Source organism: Microlunatus phosphovorus NM-1, from assembly GCF_000270245.1.
GTDB lineage: Bacteria > Actinomycetota > Actinomycetes > Propionibacteriales > Propionibacteriaceae > Microlunatus > Microlunatus phosphovorus.
In genome coordinates this window covers 2,361,409-2,377,950 of sequence record NC_015635.1, presented here as the reverse complement: position 1 = coordinate 2,377,950, position 16,542 = coordinate 2,361,409, and the positions used below count along the sequence as shown (strand labels likewise).

Here is a 16,542-nt window from a genome sequence, read left to right as displayed (position 1 = left end):
AGGGGTCTTGGGCACCATCGCCCGGCAACTGAGTTCTGGTTCGGGAAAGACTGACGTGACCGCGGCTTGTCGATCCTCGTCAAGCTGAGGGACCGGTGGTGCGAGGCCGGTCAGGGTCGGTGATCCAGTCGCTCCAGGAACCCGGATAGATCGCGCCGGTGCGGCCGGCCGATTCCAAGGCCAGCAGGGTGTGTGCCGCAGTGATCCCGGACCCGCAGTAGAAGACCGGTTCGCCGTCGATGTCGGCGAACCGCTCAGTGATCTCGGCGGGCGGCTTGAACTGGCCAGAAGCCGTCAGGTTCTCGGTCGAAGGCCGGCTCAACGCACCGGGAATGTGGCCGGCGATCGGGTCCATCGTCTCGTTCTCGCCGGCATACCGATCGGCGGCGCGGACATCGACCCGGGTGATGTCGGTCGAGGAGGAACGGGGCGAACCGCTCCCCTCATCGAGCAGCGCAAGCACCCCAGCCGCGTTCACCGCCGCTCGCTGCCCCGGCCGGCCGACGAAATCCCCGTCAGCCGGACCAGGTCCAGGACCGGTTTCGATCGGCGATCCGGCGGCCTCCCAGGCGGCGAACCCGCCATCCAGCACGCGGACATCCTGGTGACCGGCATCGGTCAGCAGCCACCACAGCCGAGAGGCAGCCAGAGACGTCGCCCCGTCGTAGGCGATCACCGGCGTCGACGCCGAGACACCCAACCGTCGCATGGCGGCCTGGAACACCTCCGGATCGGGCAACGGATGCCGGCCCCCGGTCGGGCCATGAGTTGTCAGTTCCGACTCCAGGTCCACCCAGCGCGCCCCCGGCAGATGCCCTGCCTCGTAGTCGGGGCGCCCCGACGGACCGGTGAGGGCCCAGCGCACGTCGGCCAGCACCACCTGGGACCCGGCCGCCAGCTCCGCGGCCAGCTCGGCGGCCGAGATCAACGGGCCGTTCACAGTCCCGTCCTGACCATCGCGTTCTGACAACTCACCGGCGCATCCTGACAATTCACGGGCCTATTCTGCTGAAGCCCGACACTCCTTGCGACCCGGGACCTTCGGCTCTCGGAAATCTGCCCCTCCGTGAGCGAGGATGAGAGCGACCACAAGGCCGCAACACCTGCGACAACAGACCTGCACCACGGAGGATCGCACCTTGGCCACCATCTGCATCTGCTATGGGACGACTGACGGTCAGACCGCTGAGGTGGCGGAGTACGTCGCCGCAGGGATTCGCGAACTCGGCCATGTCGCCCGCGTCGTCGATCTCAAAGATCCCGCCGACGTCGCTCTCGACGGCGTGGATGCGGTGCTGGTGGGCGCCTCGATCCACATGAACTCCCACGCCTCGTACGTGGTCAACTTCGTCAAGGCCAACCTGACCACCCTGCGCAGCCTGCCCTCGGCGTTCGTCTCGGTCAGCCTGTCCGCGTACGGCGATCCGGCACGGGCCACCGGCTACATCGAGCAGTTCTGCGCCCAGACCGGTTGGCAGCCGAACGCCTCGATCGCCGTCGCGGGCGCGCTGCGCTACACCCGGTACGGCGTGGTCAAACGAGGTCTGATGAAGCAGGTCGCCCGCGAGAAGAATCTGAGCACCGACACCAGTGTCGACGCGGTCTACACCGACTGGGACGCGGTCAGCGCCTTCACCAGGGACTTCATCTCCAAGATCGCTGTCCGGACCTGAGACTCAGGTTCAGTCGATCAGCTCGAGTCAGCCGATCACGAGCGTCAGCCGATCAGTAGGGGCACCGTCATCTCGGCTGCCGTCAGCGAGCCGTGCATGCCGATCAGCGACAGCTCACGTGGGAACTGGCGGGTCATCACGGCCCAGTCGGTACGCATCGCGACCAGCACATGTCCCCAACGCTCCCTCAGCTCAGGATCGACTGAACCGAACCAGCCGGCCTCGATCGCCTCATCCCGAGTCCGGACCCAGGCCTTGTCGCCCAGCCGCTCGGCCCAACGCCTGGCCACCGCGGCCACCGGCTCGCGATCGACATAGACCTGTCGGAACCGTCCCTCGCCGGCCAGCGCATCCACCCCGGCCATCAGATCGGGATGTTCCTCGGCGATCAGCTGATGCCACGGCGGGATGTCGACCATGCCGTGGTCCCCGGTGACGATCAGCACGACCTCAGCCGGCAGCGCCTCGCGCAGCTGGGCCAGCATTCGGTCCACCCTGCCCAGGTGCCGCCGCCAGGCCGGCGAGGCGCAGCCGTCCACGTGTCCCGTGTGATCCAGCTCCCGTTCGTACGCGTAGACCAGCGACCGTTCGCCACGCAGCGCCGCCTCGACCGTCAACGCGACCCGCACATCGACGGCTCGCTCCTCACGAAAGCCCAGGAACGCCGGCCCACGAAGCCCTGCCTGAGTCAGACCGGTGGACTCGAACCGCTCCAGCGCCACCGAGGTCACCGCGATCCCCGCTGCCCTGGCCCGCTCGAACTCGGTGACCTTCGGCTGGTAGTCCTGCGCGACCAGATCGGATTCCCAGGTCAACGCGTTCAAGATCTCCCCGGTCGCCGGCACCCGGGAGGTGTAGCCCACCATCCCGTGCTGTCCCGGCGGCAGTCCGGTGCCCAGCGAGGCGAGACTGGTCACCGTCGTGCTGGGCACCCCGGCGGTCAGCGAGCGGCTGCCCGCCAGCAGCGAGCCGAGGTACGGCGTCTGCGCCGCAGCACCCTGCAGCAGGTCCCAACCGAGTCCGTCGATCAGCACTACGACATAGCGATCCGCGGCGGGCAGTCCGAGGCGATCGGTCTCGTAGCCGGGAACGCCCAGTCGAGCGGCCACGCTGGGCAGCAGGTCGGCGAGCGTTGACGACCCGTACGCCGGGATGATCACCGGGCGGTGACGCGCTGCAGGGTCGTGGCGAACCGCACCAGCCGAGCGACGCGCTCCACGCCGTCGGCCGCGGCGCTCATCCGCACCGTCAGATCGTCACCGGTCATCGAACCGGTGTAACCATGATCGGCCTCACAGTCGGGATCTCCGCAACCGGCCTGTTCCAGATCGATCCGGCGCATCGCACCCCAACCCACCGACAGCCAGGTCTCCTCCACCCGGGATCCGGCCTGGAACCGCTCCGGATCGACGACCACCCGGGTCAGCACCACGGTGCCGATCTTGTGCAGCGCGACGGACTCCGTCGACGAGGCCGCGTACGAGCCCGTGTTGGGCGGCTCGGCCGGCTGGTCGTCGGTGTGTCCGACGATCAACCGGGTCGGCGTCAGCGCCAGGACCGTGACGTGGCGATGGATCTGGTCATGGCTGAAGGTCGGCTCGTGGTGCACCACGAAGTCGACCAGCTCTTCCCCGGCCAGCGCCAAGGTGACGGTGTCCTCGACCAAGTCCGGGAAATACCCCTGAGCCTCGATCTCTGTCCGCAGATCTCGCCGCACGGCGTCCAGCCTCATGGGCACAAATCCTGCCATGTCGAAACCACGTTGCCTGGTCGTGCTCGCGCTCCTAGCCACGCTTTCACCGCACCCCCGTTCACAGAACCCGTGCCATCGGATCGCGGTGGTCATCGGTCGGGGCCAGCCGGATCGAGGCGCCCAGCACCGCGACCCCTGACCGCGAAGCGACGCACGGGGTCAGCGTCAGCGCGGCCAGCTGCGGCAGGTCGTCGGCCAACTGGGCTGCTCGTTGGAGCAGATCCTCCACCGCGGCCACGTCGACGCCGGGCGCACCCTGACGACCGAACAGCAACGGCGCGGCCCTCAGCCCGCGTACCATCCCGGCCGCGTCGACCGTGGTCAACGGCGGCACCCGGTGCACCACGTCGCCCAGCAGCTCGCTGGCCAGCCCGTCCAGACCGAGCGTGACGATCGGCCCGAAGGCGGCATCCTCCCGGCACCGGATCACCAGCGCGACGCCCGGCTTGGCCATCTTCTGCACCACGGGCGCTGCGGCGGCGATGGCCCGCTCGGGGTCGAACCCGAGCACCGAGACGACCTTTGTCAGGTCCTGCCAGGCCAGTCGCAGCTCTTCGATGTCGTCGAGATTGCGATAGACGGCAGCCTGATCGGGTCTGGCTCTCAGCTCCGGCGCCGAAGCCTTGAGCACGACATCCCAGCCCATCTGCTCGGCTGCGGCCACCGCCTCCTCGAAGGTGTGCACGGCGGTCCTGGTCACCAGCTCGATGCCGTAGGCCCTCAGCAGGATCGCCGACTCGTCCTGGGTCAGCAGCCGACCGGCGGGATCTCCGGCCAACACCCGGTTGACCAGCCGCTTGGCGGCCGCCTCGTCGATGTCCAACAGCGGCACCGCACCGGGGTCGCGGGCCAGCCAGCCGGCGTACTCGGTGGCCAGGCCCAAGGCGCGGATCGCGTCCCCGGGCTCGGTGAAGGCGACCAGTTGACCCATCCCGTCCGGTCCGTGGCGCAGTGGCGGCGGATCACGGAAGTCGAGCGGCACGTAGAGCAGCGGCTTCGGCGTGTTCCTCGCCAACCGATCCAGTCCCCACTCGACCGGATCGGCCCGCGGGTAGGGCGACACCACGGTGCAGATCACCGAGTCGCATTGGTCATCGTCGAGGGCTGCCTTCGTCGCTGCCTCGAAGACCGTGGCATGGGCGTTCGAGGGCAGTACGACGGGTGTCGGCTTCAGCACCAGCCCCGAGGCGGCCGCAGTGGCCGCCATCTGCCGCGCCAACGTGCTGGAGTTGGTGATCAGCTGGACACACGGGCCCTTCGGCAGCGGCTGGCGAGAGACCACGCGGGCGATGTCGATCATGGCCTGCCGCCGGTGCGCGACGATCACGCCGTTCTGCCGGAACAGCGCGTCCACGGCGGCCTCCTCGGCATGCACCAGGCCGCCGCGTACGCCGTAGTGGTTGGCCCGGTCCGCCTGCCCGGGGGCGAACACGATGACCGGCTTGCGCCTGGCGAGCCGGCGGACGATCCGGGAGAACTTCCGCGGGTTGCCGATGCTGTCCAGCACCAGCAGGCACACCTGGGTGGCCTCGTCATCCTCCCAGAACTGCATCACGTCGTTGCCGGTCACGTCGGCGTAGTTGCCGGTGGACAGGAAGGAGGAGAGCCCGAGGTCGTCGTCTCGGGCGTACTTCAGCAGCGAGACACCGATCGCGGCGGACTGGCAGAACATGCCGACCACACCGGCCCGCGGCATCGGAGCCGGCGTGGCGTTCAGACCGACCTCGGAGTCGGTGTTGACCAGCCCCAGGGCATCCGGACCGACCGCCCGTACGCCGTAGGCCCGGGCGAGGTTGACGACGGTCCGGTTGTCCTCACCGTCTCCGGTGCCGGTGAGCACCACCAGGCCGTGCGCGCCCTTGTGTGCCGCATCGATCACGACGCCGCCGAGCTCATCGGTCGGGACCGACACCACGGCCAGGTCGATGCTGCCCTCGATCGCTGCGATCGAGTCGGCGCAAGGCACCCCGGACACCTCGACCTGATCGGTGCTGACCGCGATCACCTCGCCGCGGAATCCGGCGCGGACCCCGGCGATGACCAGCTCCTGCACCCGGGCACCGGGGCCGAGCAGCACCATCCGGTCCGGCGTGAGCAACCGCCGGATCGACCGGCTCTCCGCCCGATGCTCCCGCCGTTCCATCACCCCGACCGAGGTGTTGGTCGGCAGGATCGGGAACTCCACCAGCACCACGCCGTCCTCGATGCCCTTGTGGACGCGATAGCCGGCGTCGACGAAGACCTGAGCCATCCGTCGGTTCTGCGGCAACACCTCGGCGACGAACTTGGTGATCCCACGCTCACGGGCGGCGTCGGCCAGATGCTCCAGCAGCAGTTGGGCGATGCCGCGACCCTGATGGGCGTCCTCGACCAGGAACGCGACCTCGGCCTCGTCGTCCTCGACCCGGTCGTAGCGGCCGACGGCGATCATCTTCGTCCCAAGGGTGATGATCAAGGCGACCCGGTCGATGTAGTCCACGTTGGTGAACCGGATGACATCACGGCGGGACAGCCTGGGGTAGGGGGCGAAGAACCGGAGGAACTTCGACTCCGGGGACACCCGGTCATAGAACTCCACCAGGAGTCTGGCGTCGTCGGGCCGGATCGGCCGCAGCCTCGCCACACCGCCATCGGCCAGCAGGACATCGGCCTCCCACTCCGTCGGGTAACCGGGCGGATACTCGGCTGAATCGGGCACGGGGTCAGACTACGGGTTCGTGCAATGTCGTCTCGGCCTCCTCCAGATCGGTCCCTGCGCGCCGCCCCCGTTGCGAGCGCAGCCGAACAGCGAGCGACGACCCCGTTGCGAGCGGCCGCGAGGCGGAGCGACGGCTCCGTCTGGACGACCGGACGAGCAAGACATGTTCTTCGTCGTGCGAGGGAGGGAGGAAGACGGAGTCTGTGGAGCGCAGCCGAACAGCGAGTCGACGACCCCGTTGCGAGCGGCCGCGAGGCGGAGCGACGGCTCCGTCTGGACGACCGGACGAGCAAGACACGTTCTTCGTCGTGCGAGGGAGGGAGGAAGACGGAGTCTTGGGAGCGCAGCCGAACAGCGAGCGATGACCGTACTGCCAGGAGTGTCAGCGGGCTGTGCAAGGCTTCGGTTATGGCAGATCTCGTCGCGGCGATCGACCAGGGCACGACCAGCACACGCTGCATCCTCTTCGACCGGGGCGGCAACGCCGTCGACTCCCACCAGCTCGAGCATGACCAGATCCTGCCGCGGGCCGGCTGGGTCGAGCACGACCCGCTGCAGATCTGGCAGCGCACCGAGACGGTGGTCGAGCATGCGATGGCAGCGGCCGGGGTGTCCGCGAGCGACCTCGCCTCGGTCGGCATCACCAACCAACGGGAGACCACCGTGGTCTGGGATCGCCGGACCGGCCAGCCTTATCACAACGCCATCGTCTGGCAGGACACCCGGACCGCGTCGCTGGTCGCCGAGCTCGAACGGTCCGGACGAGGTGATCTCATCCGGGACCGGGCGGGGATCCCGCCGGCGACCTATTTCGCCGGCGGCAAGCTTGCCTGGCTGCTGAGCGAGGTCGAGGGACTGCGGGAGGCGGCCGAGGCCGGCGACGCACTGTTCGGCACCATCGACACCTGGCTGCTGTGGCAGCTCACCGGCGGTGTCGACGGCGGCCGGCATCTGACCGACGTCACCAATGCCAGCCGCACCATGCTGATGAACCTCACCGACCTGGCCTGGGATCCGGATCTGCTCGAGCTGTTCGACATCCCGGCCCAACTGCTGCCGCAGATCGTGCCGTCCTCCCATGCTGAGGCGTTCGGCACCACCAAGGCCGCGTTCGGCGGTGAGGTGCCGATCGGCGGCGTGCTCGGCGATCAGCATGCCGCCATGGTCGGCCAGGTCTGCCTGGAGAAGGGCGAGGTGAAGAACACCTACGGCACCGGCAACTTCCTGCTGATGAACACCGGCACCGAGATCGTCCGCTCCGCCAACGGCCTGCTCAGCACCGTCTGCTATCAGTTCGGCGACCAACCGGCCCGCTATGCGCTGGAAGGCTCGATCGCGGTCACCGGCTCGGCGATCCAGTGGCTGCGCGATCAGCTCGGCATCGTGACCAGCGCCGACGACGCCGATCGGCTGGCGAGCACGGTGCCGGACACCGACGGGCTCTATTTCGTGCCGGCGTTCTCCGGGCTGTTCGCTCCCTATTGGCGACCGGATGCGCGCGGAGTCATCGTCGGCATGGCCCGCTTCCATACCGCCGCCCATCTGGCCAAGGCGACGCTGGAGGCCATCTGCTATCAGAGCTACGACGTGGTCAAGGCGATGGAGGCCGATGCCGGAGTCACCATGACCTCGCTCAAGGTCGACGGCGGGGTGACCAAGAGCAACCAGACCATGCAGTTCCAAGCCGACATCCTGGGACTCGACGTGATCTGCCCGGTCGTGCCCGAGACCACGGCGCTCGGCGCGGCCTATGCCGCCGGGCTGGCCGTCGGGGTGTGGGAGACCCCCGACGACTTCCGGACCAACTGGCAGGAGGGCCGGCGCTGGCGGCCCACCATCGACGACGACACGCGTACGGCTGGCGTCACCGCCTGGCACAAGGCCGTGGACCGCACCCTCGGCTGGGTCGAGCACTGACACCACCCGTTCATCCGCGCCCGATAGACCGACCGACAAGCCCGTTCGACGAGAGAGGAACCCCATGAGCGAGGTCACCCGTGTGACACCCGATCCCGACCGCAACCTGGCGCTGGAGCTGGTCCGGGCCACTGAGGCGGCCGCCATCAACTGTTCGCGGCTGATGGGCTTCGGTGACAAGAACGCCGTCGACGGTGCCGCCGTCGACGCCATGCGACCGGTGCTCGGCTCGGTGCGGATGAACGGCGTCGTCGTGATCGGCGAGGGCGAGAAGGACGAGGCCCCGATGCTGTTCAACGGGGAGCGGGTGGGCGACGGTTCCGGGCCCGAATGGGACATCGCGGTCGACCCCGTGGACGGCACGACGCTGACCGCCAAGAGCCTGCCGGACGCGGTCAGCGTGCTCGGTGTCTCCCCCCGCGGCACCATGTTCTCCCCCGGTCCCGCGGTCTATATGCAGAAGCTCGTGGTGCCGGGTTATGTCGCCGATCAGGTCGATCTCGACGCCCCGCTCGCCGACACCCTCGCCCGGATCGCCAAGACCACTGACCGATCGGTCTCCGAGCTGACCGTCGCCGTGCTGGACCGGCCGCGCCACGAGCAGCTCGTGGCCGAGATCCGGCAGGCCGGCGCTCGGATCCGGTTCCTGCTGGACGGCGATGTCGCGGGCGCGATCATGGCGGTCACTCCCGGCACCGGCGTCGACATGCTGGTCGGCATCGGCGGCACCCCGGAGGGCGTGCTCGGCGCGTGCGCACTGAAGTGTCTGGGCGGTGAGCTGGTCGGACGGCTGATCGCCCGCGACGAGACGGAGAAGCGAGCCATCCTGGACGCCGGTTTCGATCTGGACCGGGTGCTCACCACGGAGGATCTGGTCGCCGGCGACAACGTGTTCTTCGCGGCCACCGGCGTGACCGACGGCGCGCTGCTGAAGGGGGTCAGGTTCGAGGCGCGTCGGATCATCACCCATTCGCTGTCGATGCGCTCTCGGTCCGGCACCGTGCGGCTGATCGAGGGACGGCACGATCCGGAGCGGTCATTTCTGGTCAATCACTGATCGCAGTAGGGTTCCAAGTGGCCCGACCATGACAGCTTGGAGGTCTCGACGATGGCGTTCAATCCTCACGTCCGTGCAGCTCGCGACTTCCTGCTCCAGCATCGCGACAACTACGAGATCGCGTACGCCGGTTTCAGCTGGCCCGAGCTCCCGATCTACAACTTCGCCACCGACTGGTTCGACGGCCTGGCCGAGGAGAACCCGGACGGTATCGCGCTGTGGGTGATCGACGGCCCGGACGAGACCAAACTGACCTTCGCCGAGTTGGCCGCCCGATCCGCTGCCGCGGCCCATCTGCTGGCCGAGCTGGGGCTCAGGCGCGGCGACCGGCTGCTGATGGTGTTGGGCAACTGCGTGCCGTTGTGGGAGCTGATGCTGGCCGCGATTCGCCTAGGCGCGGTGATCATCCCGGCCACCCCGCAGCTCTCCGCGGCGGATCTGGCCGACCGGGTCGAGCGCGGTGAGGCAAAGCTACTGGTGGCCGCCGGGGCGGAGGCTGAGCGGTTCGCCCATCTGAGCCTGCCGCTGGGCAAGCTCGCGATCGGCGTCACGGACGAGGAGCCGACGCCTGAGGACTGGATCGACTACCGGCGGGCGTACCAGTATCTCGGTGCCGGCATGCATCTGCCTGGCTGCAGCAGGGCCAACGACCTGACCCTGCTCTATTTCACCTCGGGCACCACCGCGCTGCCGAAGCTGGTCCAGCACACTCAGGTGAGCTATCCGATCGGGCATCTGTCGACGATGTACTGGATGGGGCTGCAGCCGGGCGACATCCATCTCAACATCTCCTCCCCCGGCTGGGCCAAGCACGCCTGGAGCAATGTCTTCACCCCCTGGCTGGCCGGGGCCACGGTGCTGGTCTTCAACTACGCGCGCTTCGATCCGCAGGAGCTGCTGGCCGTGCTGGAGCGGACCGGCGTGACCACCTTCTGTGCCCCGCCGACGGTCTGGCGAATGCTGGTGCAGACCGACCTGGCCGCGGCGACGCACTCGCTGCGGGAGGTGCTCTCGGCCGGCGAGCCGCTGAACCCCGAAGTGATCGACCAGGTCAGGACGGCCTGGGGGCTGACCATCCGCGACGGGTACGGACAGACCGAGACCACCGCGCAGGTCGGCAACCCGCCAGGTGCCGAGGTGCGCAGCGGTTCCATGGGTCGACCGCTGCCCGGCTACCAGGTCGTGCTCATCGATCCGGCGACCGGTGAGGAGCGGCCCGACGAGGGCGAGCTCTGCCTGACGCTGGACCCTCGACCGACTCCCCTGATGCTCGGCTATGCCGAGCGGGCCGGAGTCCCCGACGACGCGCTCAATGCGACGGCTTTCGAAGGCGGCGTCTACCACACGGGGGACGTGGTCCGCAGGGATGCCGACGGCTATCTGACGTTCGTCGGCCGCGCTGACGACGTGTTCAAGGCCAGCGATTATCGGATCAGTCCCTTCGAGCTGGAGTCGGTGCTGATCGAGCATCCTGCTGTCGCCGAGGCCGCGGTGGTGCCGGCTCCGGATCCGGTGCGACTCGCGGTGCCGAAGGCGTACGTGATCCTTGCGGCCGGCTACGCACCGGACGCGGAGACGGCGAAGTCGATCCTGGCCTACTGCCGGGAGCACCTGGCGCCGTACAAACGGATCCGCAGATTGGAGTTCAGCGAGTTGCCCAAGACCATCAGTGGAAAGATCCGGAGGGTCGAGCTGCGACGGGCCGAGGAATCCCGGTCCGGTCCCGGCGAGCGACCGGCCGGCGAGTTCCGGCTCAGCGACTTCGAGCTGTGACCCCGATGAGCAAGAAGAAGAGCACCAAGAAGACCAAGACCGACAAGACGCTGGGCGATCTCGTCCGTGCCTACCTGACCGAGCAGATCGACGTGATCCTCGGCGCGGAGCCCGCCCTGCGCGACCGTGGGCCGGTCATCCACGACACCCGGGTGGCGTGTCGACGGCTGCGGAGCACCCTGCGTACCTACCCCGAGGTGGTCGACACCGACCGCGCCGCGGCACTGAACGAAGAGGTGGTCTGGTTCGCGGGTCTGCTCGGGGCAGTCCGCGATCTGGAGGTGCTGACCGATCGGCTGCTCGCCGACCTGGCTGAGCTGCCGCCGGACCTGGTCGTCGGACCGGTGGTCGCCGACCTCGAGCAGGAGCTGGCGACCCAGCAGTCGGCTGCCTGGGACGCAGTGGTCGAGGCGTTGGACACCGACCGCTATCGCCGGCTGGCCGCGGAGCTGGACCGGTGGCGCAGCGATCCACCGTTCACCGAGAAGGCCAAGGCGCCGGCGACGAAGGTCAAGACCTTCGTCAAGCGTGCCGGCAAGTTGCTGACCAAACGCCTGGACCGGGCCATCGAGGCCCATCTCGCCGACGACCCCGAAGCTGACGTCGCCCTGCACTCGGCCCGCAAAGCCGGCAAGCGGGCCCGTTATGCCGTCGAGCTGGCCGCCCCGGTGCTGGGCGAGAAAGCCGACGAGATCATCGCCGGCCGCAAGGAGCTCCAGGACATTCTCGGCGAGCACCAGGACAGCATCGTGGCGGCGGCGTTCCTGCGTTCCGAAGGGGTCCGGCTGGGGATCCGCTCGGGTCACAACGGGTTCAGCTATGGGGTGCTGTACGGCCGGGAAGTATCCCGACAGGCGATGATCAGCGAACAGCTGCGACCGTTCCTGAGCTGACCCCGGGAAACGGCCGACCGCCAGGTCAGCTGGCCGGTTCGTCGGCTCTGGGCCGGCCTGGGCGCCGAGGCGCCTTGACACCGCTGGGCATCCGTCCGGCCTTGCTCAGCGACTGCCGAAGCAACCACTCGAGCTGTCCGTTGACGCTGCGCAGGTCATCGCCGGCCCATCGGGCCAGCGCATCGTAGACGGCTGGATCGAGTCGGAGCAGCACGGATTTGCGCTCTCGACCCGACCCAGCCGTGGTGGCCATAAGGGGCGGCTCCGATCAGTTGTAGAGCGAGCCGGTGTTGACCACGGGTGTCGCACGCGACTCCCCACACAACACGACCAGCAGGTTGGACACCATCGCGGCACGCCGTTCGTCGTCCAGCTCGACGATCTCGCGTTCGGAGAGCCGGCCGAGAGCCATCTCGACCATGCCGACCGCACCCTCGACGATCCGCTCCCGGGCGGCGACCACGGCGTTGGCCTGCTGCCGCTGCAGCATCGCCTGGGCGATCTCCTGCGCGTAGGCCAGGTGCGAGATGCGTACCTCGACGATCTCCAAACCGGCAACCGAGACCCGGGCGGCCACCTCCCGAGCCAGTTCGTCGGCCACCACATCGGTCGAGCCGCGCAGCGAGGTGCCGGCCCCGCTGGTGTCGTCGTACGGGTGGCCGCCGGCGACGTGCCGGAGCGCCGCTTCGGCCTGCACCTGGTTGAAGGCGCGATAGTCCTCCACCGCATAGTGGGCTTTCGCCGTATCGGCCACCTGCCAGACCACGATCGCGGCCACATCGACCGGGTTCCCGTCGGCGTCGTTGACCTTGAGCCGGGCGGTCTCGAAGTTGTTGACCCGCACCGAGACCTGTGTCTTCGTGCACAGCGGCACGGTCATCGACAACCCCGTACGGCGGATCGTGCCCAGGTAGCGACCGAAGAACTGCACGACCCGGGTGGTGCCCGGCTGCACCACGACCAGGGTGCTGGCCAGCAGGATGCCCACGACCAGGAGCCCGGCGATGCTCAACAGCAGCAGCGGCGGCACGTCGTCGTCCACGGCCAGGCGGAAGAAGTCGACGATCAGCTTGCCGGTGACGCCGAGCAGGACGGCCAGACCGGCGACGGCGATCCAGCCGCTGAGGCTCCAGCACGCGTGTTCGCTGACGACGACCCGGGTCCCGGCATGGCCGACCGGTGCGCCCGCCGGCTCGTGCGGTGCTTGATCGGCCGCCGTCGGCGCGCTCAGCACGCCGGCCGGTTCGGGAGCGGGGGAACTGGTCATCGTCGTCTCCTTCCGAGAGAGTCTCACTATGAGATGTCATAGTGATATCACATTTGAAGGGCAACCGCCAGAGATTGCGTGCCGGGTTACTCCCTCGCGGGCTGCTTCGCCCGAGTGCCCTCCGTGGTGGTGTCGGGCTCATAGGAGTCCGGCCCGAGTTCACCGCCGCTGGACAGCACGTCAGCCTCGGCCTCCTGCACCCGCCGTGGGGGTGCTGCGGCCAGATCTGACGGTTCGTCCGGCACACCGGGAAGCAACACGTTGAAGAACAGGTTCAGCAGCACCGCCATGATCGCGCAGGAGCTGATGCCGGAATGGAAGATGGTGACGAACCACTCCGGGAAGCTGTGCCAGAAGCTCGGCGCGACGACCGGGATGAGCCCGAAGGCGACCGACGCCGCCACGATCACCAGGTTGTTGTTGCCCTGGTAGGGCACCTTGGACAAAGTGCGAACCCCGGAGGCCGCGACTGTCCCGAAGAGCACGATGCCCGCACCGCCGAGCACCGGCCCGGGGATCACGCTGAACAGCGCCGCGGCCTTCGGCGAGAGACCCAGAATCACCAACAGCACCCCACCGGCCGCCACCGCGAACCGGCTCTTGATGCCGGAGAGTGCCACCAGGCCGACGTTCTGCGCGAAGGCCGTGGCCGGGAAGGAGTTGAAGACCGGCGCGATCGCCGAGGAGGCCATGTCCGCCCGCAGACCGTTGCCAACCCGACGCGAGTCCACCTTGGAGCCGACGACCTCACCGACCGCCAGCAGGTCGGCGGTGGTCTCCACCATGATCACCAAGATCACGATGAACATGGAGATGATGGCCCCGATCGCGAAGGTCGGCATGCCGAAGGCGAACGGCTGGGGCAGCGCGATCACCGATGCCGAGCCAACCGGGGCGAGGCTCGCCTGACCGGTGAGCAACGCCACCACGGTGCCGATCGCCAGGCCCAGCAGCACCGCCATCCGAGACAGCACCTCGATCTTGCTGAGCACGATCACGACGGCAAAGGTGAACAAGGCCAGGCCGACACTGGACAGCGAGGCGAAGTTCGGGTTCGGCACAGACTCGCCGTCCACGACCATGGTGGGTTGGCCGGTGATCCAGCCTGCGGCGACCGGCATCAGTGACAGCCCGATCACGGTGATGATCGAGCCGGTGACCACGGCCGGGAAGAACTTCACGATCCGGGCGAAGAATGGTGTGATCACAAACCCGATCGCCGCTGCGACGATGATGGCGCCATACGCCGACTGCAGCCCGGCCCCGCCGCGGTCGCCGATGATGGCCAGCATGGTCGAGACCGCAGCGAACGAGGTGCCCTGAACCAGCGGCAACTGAGCACCGAAGAACGGCAGACCCAGCGTCTGGAGCAGCGTCGACGCGCCGCTGACGAACAGGCCGCAGGCAACCAGCAGAGCCTTCTCGGCGCTGTCCAGCCCGGCCGCACCTCCGACGATCAGCGGAACGGCAATCACGCCGCCGAACATGGCGAGGATGTGCTGGACGCCGTAGCCGATGGTGGGACCGATGCCGAGGCGCTCGTCCTCGGGTCGGCTGCCAACCGGTAGGTCCGGTGGGTCAGGTGCGGTCGTGGTTGGTTCTTGGGAGTCGATCATGGTGGGGAGCCTCCTCGTGATGGATGGGTCGAAGGATCGGCCAGCTGTCCAGCCGGGATCAGTTCCGGCAGCCGGCCGCCGGGTCTCGCTCAGACAAAAGTGGGGACGTCGGTCCAGGCCTGCGGTGCAGCGGCGACGCCGTCGCGCACGATCGTTCCCTCGATCAGGCCGTACGGGCGGTCGGCGGCATAGAACACTTCGTTCGGGTTCTCCAGCCCATAGGGAGCCAGGTCCACCAGGAAATGGTGCTTGTTGGGCATCGCGAACTTCACTTCGGCGATCTCTGGGAAAGCCTCGATGGCAGCCTTGCCCATCTCCCACTGGGTTTGCTGCAGCGCCAGGGAGTGAACGCTTGCGAAGGTGGCAAGGAAGACCTCGCTGACTCCGGCATAGAGCGCGTTGAAATCAATTCCGGCCTCGACGGCCTCGGGCAGATAGCGCCAACGACCGGTGACCGAGGTGGCCAGGATGCGGTCGTCGGTCTCGATCAAAGTGGTGTAGCGGTCGCGGGGAAACCCGCGAAACTCGCTACCGGTGGACTTGAGCACCACCAGGTCCTTGAGACCGGCCGTGACATGGGTTTCCCCGTCCACCTTCTGCACGGTGGCGAGCCGCGTGGCCTGACCTTTGCGGACAAAAGAGTGGTCGTGTTCGAGACCATCCAGCAGGATGCGGTCCCAGCTGTACTGCTCGGCCTGCCACAGACCTCCCTCGATCCAGTCGAAGGACGAGACGAAATGGTCGCCGAGCCTCAGCAAGAGCTCTTCAGGAGAGCCGACACCGTGCTCCCGCGCGAAGGCGTAGACCGTGTTCTTCTGGGTGTCGGTGGCGACAACCAGCGAATTGTCCCCGGTCAGATAGGAATCAACGAGCCGGGCGCCACGCAATTGGCTGGTGACGTTGAGATCCTCGATCTCATGTCGCGCTGTGTCACGGGTGATCTTGACCAGGCGGCATTCGGCCTTGCCGTACTTGTTGGCGCCCAAACTGACGGTGACGTCGGACATCGTGTTAACTCCCTCGATAGGTGGAATAGGCGAATGGGGAAAGCAGCAGTGGCACGTGATAGTGCGGGGCAGGCGCGCCGGCGGAAGCGACGGCGATGGTGATCGTGACGCTGGGATAGAAGGTGTCGACCCCGCGACCGGCGAAGTAGGCACCGGTGTCGAACACCACGTGGTACGTCCCGGTGGGCAGTACCTCCGGCCCCAGCGAGGCGATCCGCCCGTCTGCATCAGTGGCGCCTTCGGCAACCAGCGCCTGATCGGCGTCGAGCAGCTGCACGACCACGCCGGCGGCGGGTCGTCCGAGGCTGCCGTCCAGCACATGACTGGTGATCTGGCTGGTCATGCCGCCACCGCCTGACCGAGCCGCAGCAGCGCGATCTCGGCGAGCTCGCGGGCCACGATCGCGTCCTCCGTGGCATCGTCGTGCGCCAGCCGGCGGGTGAGTTCAGCGAGGATCTGCTCCGGTGAGCGACCCGCCGCCCGGATCAGGAACACCCGACCGAAGCGCTCCTCGTACGCCGCGTTCCCAGCGAGGATCGCGGTCTGCGTCACACTGTCGATGCCGGCCAGACCCGCCTGCTCCCGCGTCGAGTGCGCCGCGTTGGCGGGGCCGAGCCGAGTGGCGTCCGGACGCTCGGCGATCCGAGGATGGTGGGCGAGCGCGACATCCACTGCACTGCGCGGCCAGTCTTCGGCGGCCTTGCTCGCCGCATCCAGCAGGGCCTGCCGCGACGGGAAGGGCCGCCGGCTCACCAGCTCGGCGATCCAGCCTTCGATCGCAGCACAGGCCGCCAGCACGTCGGCGGCCCCGGCCGGATCGAGTCGATTGAACTCGTCAATGGTCACAAGATCCTCACTCACCGGTCCGCCCGCTTCTCTGGTCTGACC

The 16,542-nt window shown here is 68.1% G+C and carries 15 protein-coding genes; 5 read left to right on the top strand and 10 right to left on the bottom strand.

Annotated features, from left to right (window positions below):
- Positions 1-79 precede the first annotated feature (79 nt).
- Positions 80-940 carry a sulfurtransferase gene (locus MLP_RS10765; RefSeq protein ID WP_013863113.1) on the bottom strand — a complete coding sequence of 287 codons (861 nt, stop codon included), beginning with the start codon at positions 938-940 and terminating at the stop codon, positions 80-82.
- A gap of 199 nt (positions 941-1,139) precedes the next feature.
- On the opposite strand from MLP_RS10765, the gene MLP_RS10760 reads away from it, so the two are divergent.
- Positions 1,140-1,673: a flavodoxin domain-containing protein gene (locus MLP_RS10760; protein ID WP_013863112.1), complete on the top strand. Its 534-nt coding sequence runs from the start codon at positions 1,140-1,142 to the stop codon at positions 1,671-1,673.
- Between the two features lie 44 nt (positions 1,674-1,717).
- Here MLP_RS10760 and MLP_RS10755 read toward each other — a convergent pair whose 3' ends face one another.
- The 3 genes from MLP_RS10755 to MLP_RS10745 all read right to left on the bottom strand — a co-directional run bounded on the left by MLP_RS10755 (position 1,718) and on the right by MLP_RS10745 (position 6,124).
- Positions 1,718-2,833: an alkaline phosphatase family protein gene (locus tag MLP_RS10755; RefSeq protein ID WP_013863111.1), complete on the bottom strand. Its 1,116-nt coding sequence runs from the start codon at positions 2,831-2,833 to the stop codon at positions 1,718-1,720.
- Complete coding sequence (locus tag MLP_RS10750) at positions 2,830-3,405, bottom strand: DUF5998 family protein (RefSeq protein WP_013863110.1); 576 nt, start codon at positions 3,403-3,405, stop codon at positions 2,830-2,832. The genes MLP_RS10755 and MLP_RS10750 overlap by 4 nt, the downstream gene beginning before the upstream one ends.
- A 79-nt stretch (positions 3,406-3,484) precedes the next feature.
- Positions 3,485-6,124 (bottom strand): GNAT family N-acetyltransferase, encoded by a 2,640-nt coding sequence (locus MLP_RS10745; RefSeq protein WP_013863109.1) that lies wholly within the window; start codon positions 6,122-6,124, stop codon positions 3,485-3,487.
- Positions 6,125-6,532: 408 nt separating this feature from the next.
- On the opposite strand from MLP_RS10745, the gene glpK reads away from it, so the two are divergent.
- The 4 genes from glpK to MLP_RS10725 all read left to right on the top strand — a co-directional run bounded on the left by glpK (position 6,533) and on the right by MLP_RS10725 (position 11,764).
- A complete protein-coding gene (gene glpK, locus MLP_RS10740) occupies positions 6,533-8,041 on the top strand; it encodes a glycerol kinase GlpK (protein ID WP_013863107.1) in 1,509 nt (502 codons plus the stop codon).
- A 64-nt stretch (positions 8,042-8,105) separates the two neighbouring features.
- The gene (glpX, locus tag MLP_RS10735; protein WP_013863106.1) at positions 8,106-9,098 is read left to right on the top strand and encodes a class II fructose-bisphosphatase; all 993 of its coding nucleotides are present in this window, start codon (positions 8,106-8,108) and stop codon (positions 9,096-9,098) included.
- Between the two features lie 51 nt (positions 9,099-9,149).
- Positions 9,150-10,871, top strand: a complete 1,722-nt coding sequence (locus tag MLP_RS10730) for an AMP-binding protein (RefSeq protein WP_013863105.1) — start codon at positions 9,150-9,152, stop codon at positions 10,869-10,871.
- A 5-nt stretch (positions 10,872-10,876) separates the two neighbouring features.
- Complete coding sequence (locus MLP_RS10725; protein WP_049804522.1) at positions 10,877-11,764, top strand: CHAD domain-containing protein; 888 nt, start codon at positions 10,877-10,879, stop codon at positions 11,762-11,764.
- Between the two features lie 25 nt (positions 11,765-11,789).
- Here the strand turns inward: MLP_RS10725 and MLP_RS10720 are convergent, their stop codons facing one another.
- From MLP_RS10720 to uraD, 6 genes are all read right to left on the bottom strand, one after another.
- Positions 11,790-12,017 (bottom strand): hypothetical protein, encoded by a 228-nt coding sequence (locus tag MLP_RS10720; protein ID WP_013863103.1) that lies wholly within the window; start codon positions 12,015-12,017, stop codon positions 11,790-11,792.
- 15 nt (positions 12,018-12,032) lie between these two features.
- A complete protein-coding gene (locus MLP_RS10715; RefSeq protein WP_013863102.1) occupies positions 12,033-13,031 on the bottom strand; it encodes an SPFH domain-containing protein in 999 nt (332 codons plus the stop codon).
- An 86-nt stretch (positions 13,032-13,117) separates the two neighbouring features.
- Entirely contained in the window at positions 13,118-14,647 is a 1,530-nt protein-coding gene (locus MLP_RS10710) for a nucleobase:cation symporter-2 family protein (RefSeq protein ID WP_013863101.1), read from the bottom strand.
- 89 nt (positions 14,648-14,736) lie between these two features.
- Complete coding sequence (pucL, locus tag MLP_RS10705; protein WP_013863100.1) at positions 14,737-15,654, bottom strand: factor-independent urate hydroxylase; 918 nt, start codon at positions 15,652-15,654, stop codon at positions 14,737-14,739.
- 4 nt (positions 15,655-15,658) lie between these two features.
- Positions 15,659-15,997 (bottom strand): hydroxyisourate hydrolase, encoded by a 339-nt coding sequence (uraH, locus tag MLP_RS10700; protein WP_013863099.1) that lies wholly within the window; start codon positions 15,995-15,997, stop codon positions 15,659-15,661.
- A complete protein-coding gene (gene uraD, locus MLP_RS10695; RefSeq protein ID WP_231851449.1) occupies positions 15,994-16,515 on the bottom strand; it encodes a 2-oxo-4-hydroxy-4-carboxy-5-ureidoimidazoline decarboxylase in 522 nt (173 codons plus the stop codon). Before uraD ends, uraH begins: the two co-directional genes overlap by 4 nt.
- Positions 16,516-16,542: the final 27 nt, after the last annotated feature.

Coding starts and splice junctions, on each gene's coding strand:
- MLP_RS10750 (WP_013863110.1), bottom strand. CDS start 3,405: ATGAGGCTGGACGCCGTGCGGCGAGATCTGCGGACAGAGATCGAGGCT.
- glpK (WP_013863107.1), top strand. CDS start 6,533: ATGGCAGATCTCGTCGCGGCGATCGACCAGGGCACGACCAGCACACGC.
- glpX (WP_013863106.1), top strand. CDS start 8,106: ATGAGCGAGGTCACCCGTGTGACACCCGATCCCGACCGCAACCTGGCG.
- MLP_RS10730 (WP_013863105.1), top strand. CDS start 9,150: ATGGCGTTCAATCCTCACGTCCGTGCAGCTCGCGACTTCCTGCTCCAG.
- MLP_RS10725 (WP_049804522.1), top strand. CDS start 10,877: ATGAGCAAGAAGAAGAGCACCAAGAAGACCAAGACCGACAAGACGCTG.
- MLP_RS10720 (WP_013863103.1), bottom strand. CDS start 12,017: ATGGCCACCACGGCTGGGTCGGGTCGAGAGCGCAAATCCGTGCTGCTC.
- MLP_RS10715 (WP_013863102.1), bottom strand. CDS start 13,031: ATGACCAGTTCCCCCGCTCCCGAACCGGCCGGCGTGCTGAGCGCGCCG.
- MLP_RS10710 (WP_013863101.1), bottom strand. CDS start 14,647: ATGATCGACTCCCAAGAACCAACCACGACCGCACCTGACCCACCGGAC.
- pucL (WP_013863100.1), bottom strand. CDS start 15,654: ATGTCCGACGTCACCGTCAGTTTGGGCGCCAACAAGTACGGCAAGGCC.
- uraH (WP_013863099.1), bottom strand. CDS start 15,997: ATGACCAGCCAGATCACCAGTCATGTGCTGGACGGCAGCCTCGGACGA.